Genomic DNA, 7,831 nt, shown 5'->3' on the forward strand with positions numbered 1-7,831 from the left:
CGGTCGAGGGACCGCCGCGCTGCACGTCGACGACGACCAGCGGGAGCTCGGTCATCACGGCCAGGCCGATGGCCTCGGACTTGAGCGCGACACCGGGACCCGACGTGGTGGTGACACCGAGGCTGCCGGCGAAGGAGGCGCCGATCGCGGCACCCACCCCGGAGATCTCGTCCTCCGCCTGGAAGGTGGTGACGCCGAAGGACTTGTGCTTCGAGAGCTCGTGGAGGATGTCGGAGGCCGGGGTGATGGGGTAGGACCCGAGGAACAGCGGCAGTCCGGACTGCACGCCGCCGGCGATCAGGCCGTAGGACAGCGCCAGGTTGCCGGTGATGTTGCGATAGGTGCCGGCCGACATGGGCGCGGGCTTGACCTCGTAGCGGACGATGAACGTCTCGGTGGTCTCGCCGAAGTTCCACCCGGCCTTGAAGGCGGTGATGTTGGCGTCGCGGATGTCGGGCACCTTGGCGAAGCGCTTGGACAAGAACGTGATGGTCGACTCGATCGGGCGGCCGTACATCCACGACAGCAGCCCGAGGGCGAACATGTTCTTCGCCCGGGCGGCGTCCTTGCGTGAGAGCCCGAACTCCTTGACGGCAGCCACGGTCATCCCGGTGAGGTCGACCGGGTGTACGGCGAAGGCAGCGAGGTCGTCGCCGTCGAGCGGGTTGGCGGTGTAGCCGGCCTTGCTGAGGTTGCGAGCGGTGAAGTCGTGAGTGTCCACGATGATGCTGGCGCCCTTGGGCAGGTCGCCGAGGTTGGCGCGCAGGGCCGCAGGGTTCATCGCGACCAGGACGTCGGGGGCGTCGCCCGCGGTGAGGATGTCGTGGTCGGCGAAGTGGACCTGGAACGACGAGACGCCGGGCAGCGTGCCCTGGGGGGCTCGGATCTCGGCCGGGAAGTTGGGCAGGGTCACCAGGTCGTTGCCGAAGACGGCCGACTCCTGGGTGAACCTGTCGCCGGTCAGCTGCATGCCGTCGCCGGAGTCACCGGCGAACCGGATGATCACGCGATCGAGCTGCTTGACCTGCTTGGGCTGGGTCACCTCATGCCTGCTTCCTGCGAAAAAAGAGCGTCGTTCCGGGCCGTTCAGCCCAGCGTCCACTGTAGTCGGCGGCTGTAGGCGCCGAGCGTGATGCGTGACACGCGCAAGATGGTTGAAGTAAGTCACTAAAGTTATGTATCCTGGTCGACATTGACTAGTAACTGTCCTTCTCGGGTCGGCGAACAGAAAGAGAACCAGCACCATGAAGCTCACCTCCAAGGCCACGCGTGGCTTGGCCGCGGCGTCCATCGCCTCACTCCTGGCCTTGACCGCCTGCTCGACCAACTCCGAGGGCGCAACGGAGGATGGCGGCACCGCGATCGACCTGATCGCCTACTCCACCCCCGAGACGGCCTACAACGAGATCACCGCCAACTTCGCCGAGACCCCCGAGGGCGAGGGCGTCGAGTTCAGCACCTCCTACGGCCCGTCAGGCGACCAGAGCCGCGCCGTCGAGGGCGGCCAGAAGGCCGACTACGTCAACTTCTCCCTCGAGGGTGACGTCACCCGGCTCGTCGACGCCGGCTTGGTGGCCGACGACTGGAACGCAGGTGAGCACGCCGGCATCGTGGCCGACTCGGTCGTGGTGATCGTGACCCGCCCCGGCAACCCGCTCGACATCAAGGGCTGGGAAGACATCGTCGAGCCCGACGTCGAGATCGTCTCCCCCAACCCCGGCTCCTCGGGCGGTGCTCGCTGGAACCTGCTGGCGGCCTACGGCCACGCGCTCGAGGTCAACGACGGCGACGAGGACGCGGCCCGTCAGTACCTGGTCGACTTCTTCGACAACGCGGTGGCCCTCCCGGGCTCGGCCCGTGACGCGCTGACCAGCTTCACCAGCGGTGTCGGCGACGTGCTGATCTCCTACGAGAACGAGGCCATCCTCGCCCGCCAGAACGGCGAGGAGCTCGACTACATCGTGCCGGACGAGACGCTGCTCATCGAGACCCCCGCGGCCGTGACCAAGGACGCCGAGCCGGAGGCGCAGGAGTTCCTCGACTACCTCTACACCGAGGAGGCGCAGGCCAGCTTCCTCAAGTACGGCTACCGCCCGGTCACCGAGGGCGTCACCGGTGACGTCGAGGGCGCCAACGATCCCGCCGACCCGTTCCCGACACCGAAGGTGCTGTTCACCGTGGCCGAGGACTTCGGCGGCTGGCCCGAGGCCGCAGAGAAGTTCTTCGCCGACGGCGAGGACGGCGAGCCGCTCGGCCTGGTGGCCGAGGTCCAGCAGGAGACCGGAAAGCTCGGCGAGTAGGACTCATGACAAGCGCCATTCTGGGCCCGCCTGCCGACACCGTCGGGGAGCCGTCCACCGGACGCGCTCCCCGGCGGCGTCGCAGTGCCAGGCCCCGCAACACCCTCACGCCGGGCGCCGGACTCGGCCTGGGTATCGCCATGATCTGGTTCAGCCTGCTGGTCCTGATCCCGCTCATCGCCATCATCGTCACCGCCGGCGAGGGCGGGTGGGACGCCTACTTCCAGGTTCTCCGCAGTGACCAGACGTGGGCCGCGGTCACCCTGACCGTCAGCCAGGCTGCGATCGTCACGGTCATCAACATCGTGGTCGGCACGATCATCGCCTGGGTCCTGGTCCGCGACCAGTTCGTCGGCAAGTCGCTGCTCAACATCATCATCGACGTGCCGTTCGCCCTGCCCACGATCGTCGCCGGTCTGGTGCTGCTCTCGTTGTACGGCCCGGAGAGCCCGCTCGGACTCGAGTGGGCCAACACCGAGCGCGCCGTGATGTTGGCCCTGGCCTTCGTGACGCTGCCCTTCATCGTGCGCACGGTCCAGCCGGTGCTCGAGGAGCTCGACGCCGATGTCGAGGAGGCAGCGGCATCGCTGGGTGCCACCCGGGGGACCATCGTGAGGCGGATCATCCTGCCCAGCCTGACTCCGGCCATCGCGGCGGGAGCAGCCCTCTCGTTCGCACGTGCCATCAGTGAGTACGGCTCGCTCGTCCTGCTGTCCGGCAACCTGCCGTTCCGCACGGAGGTCGTCTCGGTCCGGGTGCTGACCTTCATCGAGAACGGCAACACCCAGTCCGCGGCCGCTCTGGCCTCGGTGATGCTGGCGGTCGCCCTCGTGGTCATCGTCGGTCTCGACATCGCGCAACGAAGGGTGGCCAACCGTGGTTAAGGTCTCGACCCCCGTGCGTTGGCTGCTGCGCGTCATCGCCGTCGGCTATGTGTTCTTCCTCGTGGCCTGGCCGGTCTCGCTCGTCGCCATCCGCACCTTCGAGGACGGCACGGAGGACTTCTTCGGCATCTTCACCGACCCCAACACGGTCGGCGCGCTGCAGCTGACCCTGATGGTCGCTCTGTGGGCGGTCGCGATCAACCTCGTGTTCGGGGTGACGATCTCGCTGCTGCTGGTCCGCTACGAGTTCCCGGGCAAGCGGGTGCTGTCGGCGCTCATCGACCTGCCGCTCTCGGTCTCGCCGGTGGTCGTGGGTCTGGCCCTCCTCCTGGTGTTCAGCGGACGGACCGGTTGGTTCGGCCCGAGCATCGAGGAAGCCGGCTGGCAGGTCATCTACGACTCGCCCGGCATGATCATGGCTACCTGCTTCGTGGCCCTGCCGCTCGTCATCCGCGAGGTGGTGCCGGTCCTCACCGAGATCGGCGACGACCAGGAGCAGGCGGCTCGCAGCCTGGGCGCCAACGGTCGTCAGACGTTCCTCCGGATCACCCTTCCCTCGATCAAGTGGGCCGTGATCTACGGAGTCGTCCTCTCGCTCGCCCGGTCGCTCGGGGAGTTCGGCGCCGTCAAGGTCGTCTCCGGCAACATCACCGGCCGGACCCAGACCGCCACCCTGATCGTCGAGGCGAAGTATCAGAACTTCGAGCAGACGACCGCCTACTCGGTCGCATTCCTCCTGGCGTTCATCAGCATCGCCTGCCTGATCGTCGTCGCGTTCCTCCGCCCCCAACACGAAGAAGCCTGAGGCCCACCATGAGTATCGACGTCACTGGAGTAACCAAGACGTTCGGCGACTTCGTCGCCCTCGACAACGTCAACGTCTCCCTGCCCACCGGTCAGCTGACCGCCCTCCTGGGCCCGTCCGGTGGCGGCAAGTCGACGCTGCTGCGGATCATCGCCGGGCTCGATACCGCCGACACGGGCACCGTGTCCATCGAGGGCGTCAACGCCACCAAGCTGCCACCGCAGAAGCGCAACGTCGGCTTCGTCTTCCAGCACTACGCCGTCTTCAAGCACATGACGGTCGCCAAGAACGTCGCCTTCGGGCTAGAGATCCGCAAGCGCCCCAAGGACGAGGTCGCTGCCCGGGTGGACGAGCTGCTCAAGCTCGTGCACCTCTCGCAGTTCTCCCACCGGCTGCCCTCTCAGCTCTCGGGCGGTCAGCGCCAGCGGATGGCCCTCGCTCGCGCGTTGGCCGTCGAGCCGACCGTGCTGCTCCTCGACGAGCCCTTCGGGGCGCTCGACGCCAAGGTCCGCAAGGAGCTGCGCGAGTGGCTGCGTCGTTTGCACGACGAGGTGGCCGTGACGACCGTGTTCGTCACGCACGACCAGGAGGAGGCGCTCGAGGTGGCCGACGAGATCGTGGTGATCAACGAGGGCCGGGTCGAGCAGGTCGGGTCCCCCGACCAGCTCTACGACGAACCGGCCAACGACTTCGTGATGGGCTTCCTCGGCGAGGTGACCAACCTCGGACCGATGACCCTGCGTCCCCACGACATCGAGGTCTCCACCGCACCCCTGCTGGCAGGCGCCGTCGAGGGGACGGTCTCCCGTGTCGTGCGCATCGGCTTCGAGGTGCGGCTCAGCGTCCTGACCGTCGACGGCCAGGAGGTGATGGTGGTGCTCACCCGCACCCACTCGCGGTCACTGGGCCTCGTCGAGGCCACCACGGTCTGGCTGACGCCGGCCACTGGTGCCGTCGTCATCCCCTCCATGCGGCCTGCGCTGGTCGGCTGACTCGCACTGGCTGAACTTCCACCGGCTCGGGTGGAAGCTCAGCAGGGAGCGACCCGGCGTCCGGGATCGTGCGGGTACGGCGAGTTTCCGTGTATGGGGCATGACGTGGCACCTGGTGCGCGGGACGATGACAGGCACCTCCTGCTCGGGAGAGTCCTGGTCCGGAGGAGGAACGGCATGGCCACTCCCAAGGAAGTACGGTCCGCTCGGCGTTGGCCGGCGACTGCATCGGCCGTCATCACCATCGCGGTCGCCGGGTCGATTCCCGTCCCGCCGGCCGGCGCCGCCGAGCCCACCAACATGGTGCTCGTGTGGAACGAGAACGCGGTCAACATCCTCAGCCGACCCGCGGCCAACACCCCACCCGGTCTGGGCCAGGGTCCGCCACTGTCGCCGCTGAACCTGGCAATGGTCCACGGCGCCATCTATGACGCGGTCAACGCCATCGATGGAGGCTACGAGCCGTATCTCTCAGGCCTGTCCGCGCCCTCGACCGCGTCGCAGGCATCCGCTGTGGCGCAGGCCGCGTACGATGTCCTGTACGGCCTCACCCCGGCAGCCAACACTCTCGTCCGGACCAGGATCGATGGCATGCTCGCCGCCTCCCTTGCCGCGATCGACGCCGGTCAGGCCAGGACGGACGGCATCGAAGTCGGTGCCGACGCAGCGGCAGCGATGCTCGCGGCCCACGCCAACGATGGTCGTTCCGACAGCGAGCCCTGGGCGGTCGGCAGCGGGCCCGGGCAATGGCGCCCGGTGGCGCCGCTGTCCATCAACGTGCTCGGGCAGTTCGCCACCGTCACGCCGCTCACTCTCACCAGCCCCGATCAGTTCGTCACCGCGGGTCCGCTCGACATCATGAGCGACAAGTACGTCGCAGACTTCAATGAAGTCAAAGCGTGGGGCGCCCAGTCGGGATCGAGCCGCACCGATGCGCAGACCCTGACCGCCGGGTTCTTCACTGCCAATCCGATCCCCTTCTACAACACCGGGCTCCGTGGGACCGCCACGGCTCAGGGCCTGTCGACGAGCGAACAGGCTCGCCTCTTCGTCCAGGCCAGCATGGGATCGGCGGATGCGCTGATCGGTTGCTTTGCCACCAAGGGTCGGTGGAATGCGTGGCGGCCGCAGACCGCCATCCGCGAGGCAGCGTCCGACGGCAACCCGCTCACCGTGGCGGATCCCGACTGGTTGTCCCTCTTCGCGCCACCGGGTATCCGGATGAGCCGTCCGGCTACAACTGCTACACGGGCGGGTTCTGGCAGAGCGTCCGGTACTTCTTCGGCACCGACGAGATGACGTTCTCGCTGACGAGCCCTGGCGTCGCGGCAAGTTCGACCGCGGGCGATCCCATCGGGGTCCCGGGTTCGACCAAGAGCTTTGCGCGCTTCACCGATGTCATCGACGGCACCGTCGATGGCCGCATCCTCAACGGCTTCCACTTCCGGACGGCCGACGTCCAGGGCGCTTGGCTCGGGAAGAAGGTCGCCCAGTGGGTCGACAAGCAGCACTTCGCCCCAGTGGGGTGATGGCTGGGGGCCGGCAATCCACCAAGAACTAGCGAAGGGAGTCGAGATGTCCATACTCCGCCGGCTCGGATGCGTGCTCGGCCGACACAGCTGGGGATCACTGGAAGGGGGAATGAACGAGGCCCGCCAGACGTGTCGCCACTGCATGAAGACTCGGCGGATCGGAACGAGGTCGTCCACCGGACGCGGTCCCACGATCGGTGACGAGGCCGATCGCGGGCAGCAGCCCTAGCCTTGGCGCCTGCCGGACCTACGGCCCGTCAGGCACGTGACTCGCACGCTCAGCGGTAGTTGGTGAACTGCACCGCGAACTCGTAGTCCTGCGACTTCACCAGCTGCTGGACCGCCTGGAGGTCGTCGCGCTTCTTGGAGGTCACCCGGAGCTCGTCGCCCTGCACCTGGGCCTTGACGCCCTTGGGGCCCTCGTCGCGGATCAGCCTGGAGATCTTCTTCGCGTCCTCTGAGCTGATGCCCTCCTTGAGCGTGATGTCGATCTTGGAGACCTGGCCGGATTGGCGGGGCTCGGAGGCATCGAGGATCTTCAGGCTCTGGTTGCGCTTGATCAGCTTGTCCTGGAAGACGCTGAGCACCGCGCTGGCCCGGTCGTCGGCTGAGGCGGTGATCTCGATCGCCTGCTCGCCCTTCCACTCGATGCTCGCGCCGGTGCCCTTGAAGTCGAACCGGTTGGCGATCTCGCGGGCTGCCTGGCTCAGGGCGTTGTCGACCTCCTGGCGGTCCAGCTTGCTCACGATGTCGAAGCTCGAGTCGGCCATGGTGGTGCCTCCTTCTGTGCGGCTGCCGGGTGCCCCCGGCGATTCGTAGCGGTGTCCGTGCCTTGCTATTGTTCCGCACGCCCCGGCAGGTTGCCCGAGCGGCCAAAGGGAGCTGACTGTAAATCAGCCGGCAACGCCTACAGAGGTTCGAATCCTCTACCTGCCACTGGACAAGATCACGTGTCCAGTCGCCAGACCCCCTCACCTCGTGCGGGGGTCTCGTGCGTTGTGGGGGTTCGCTGCTTGACTGCACGAGTGAGCCTCCCCGCGCCCCCGGACGATGCGTGGCTGGATGCCGAGTGCCGCCGGCTCCTGGCCTTCGGCGGGAACGTCATCCACCCGGTCGGCGGGGCCGCGTGGCTCGGCGACGAGGGCGTGCCCGACCTCGACCGCCCGGTGCACACGTGGATCACCAGCCGCACCGTCCACGTCTACGCCCTGGGCCACCTGCTCGGCGTCGAGGGGTGCGCGCCGATCGCCACTGCCGCGCTCGACGGGCTGCGGAGCACACTGTCCGACGACGAGCACGGCGGCTGGTTCGGTGCCGT

General features: G+C 67.6%; 9 protein-coding genes and 1 tRNA gene. 8 read left to right on the forward strand and 2 right to left on the reverse strand.

Going from position 1 to position 7,831, the window contains the following annotated elements; genetic code table 11:
- Positions 1-1,042, reverse strand: a 1,042-nt coding sequence (locus JWN68_RS01035; RefSeq protein ID WP_297733368.1) for a 2-oxoacid:acceptor oxidoreductase family protein, incomplete at its 3' end; no start/stop codon positions are given.
- Positions 1,043-1,244: 202 nt separating this feature from the next.
- On the opposite strand from JWN68_RS01035, the gene JWN68_RS01040 reads away from it, so the two are divergent.
- The 6 genes from JWN68_RS01040 to JWN68_RS01065 all read left to right on the forward strand — a co-directional run bounded on the left by JWN68_RS01040 (position 1,245) and on the right by JWN68_RS01065 (position 6,510).
- Positions 1,245-2,300 carry a sulfate ABC transporter substrate-binding protein gene (locus JWN68_RS01040; protein WP_297733371.1) on the forward strand — a complete coding sequence of 352 codons (1,056 nt, stop codon included), beginning with the start codon at positions 1,245-1,247 and terminating at the stop codon, positions 2,298-2,300.
- A 5-nt stretch (positions 2,301-2,305) separates the two neighbouring features.
- A complete protein-coding gene (cysT, locus tag JWN68_RS01045) occupies positions 2,306-3,184 on the forward strand; it encodes a sulfate ABC transporter permease subunit CysT (RefSeq protein WP_297733374.1) in 879 nt (292 codons plus the stop codon).
- Entirely contained in the window at positions 3,177-3,989 is an 813-nt protein-coding gene (locus JWN68_RS01050; RefSeq protein ID WP_297733377.1) for a sulfate ABC transporter permease subunit, read from the forward strand. Before cysT ends, JWN68_RS01050 begins: the two co-directional genes overlap by 8 nt.
- Before the next feature lie 8 nt (positions 3,990-3,997).
- Entirely contained in the window at positions 3,998-4,981 is a 984-nt protein-coding gene (locus tag JWN68_RS01055; RefSeq protein WP_297733380.1) for a sulfate ABC transporter ATP-binding protein, read from the forward strand.
- 309 nt (positions 4,982-5,290) lie between these two features.
- A complete protein-coding gene (locus tag JWN68_RS01060) occupies positions 5,291-6,280 on the forward strand; it encodes a vanadium-dependent haloperoxidase (RefSeq protein WP_297733383.1) in 990 nt (329 codons plus the stop codon).
- The gene (locus tag JWN68_RS01065) at positions 6,277-6,510 is read left to right on the forward strand and encodes a hypothetical protein (protein ID WP_297733387.1); all 234 of its coding nucleotides are present in this window, start codon (positions 6,277-6,279) and stop codon (positions 6,508-6,510) included. Before JWN68_RS01060 ends, JWN68_RS01065 begins: the two co-directional genes overlap by 4 nt.
- A gap of 281 nt (positions 6,511-6,791) precedes the next feature.
- Here JWN68_RS01065 and JWN68_RS01070 read toward each other — a convergent pair whose 3' ends face one another.
- Positions 6,792-7,283: a YajQ family cyclic di-GMP-binding protein gene (locus JWN68_RS01070; protein ID WP_297733390.1), complete on the reverse strand. Its 492-nt coding sequence runs from the start codon at positions 7,281-7,283 to the stop codon at positions 6,792-6,794.
- Between the two features lie 84 nt (positions 7,284-7,367).
- On the opposite strand from JWN68_RS01070, the gene JWN68_RS01075 reads away from it, so the two are divergent.
- Positions 7,368-7,449: transfer RNA gene (locus JWN68_RS01075), tRNA-Tyr, on the forward strand.
- Positions 7,450-7,538: 89 nt separating this feature from the next.
- Positions 7,539-7,831 (forward strand): AGE family epimerase/isomerase (locus JWN68_RS01080; RefSeq protein WP_297733393.1); only part of this gene is annotated, 293 nt, incomplete at its 3' end.

The organism is Nocardioides sp. (assembly GCF_025964975.1).
GTDB lineage: Bacteria > Actinomycetota > Actinomycetes > Propionibacteriales > Nocardioidaceae > Nocardioides.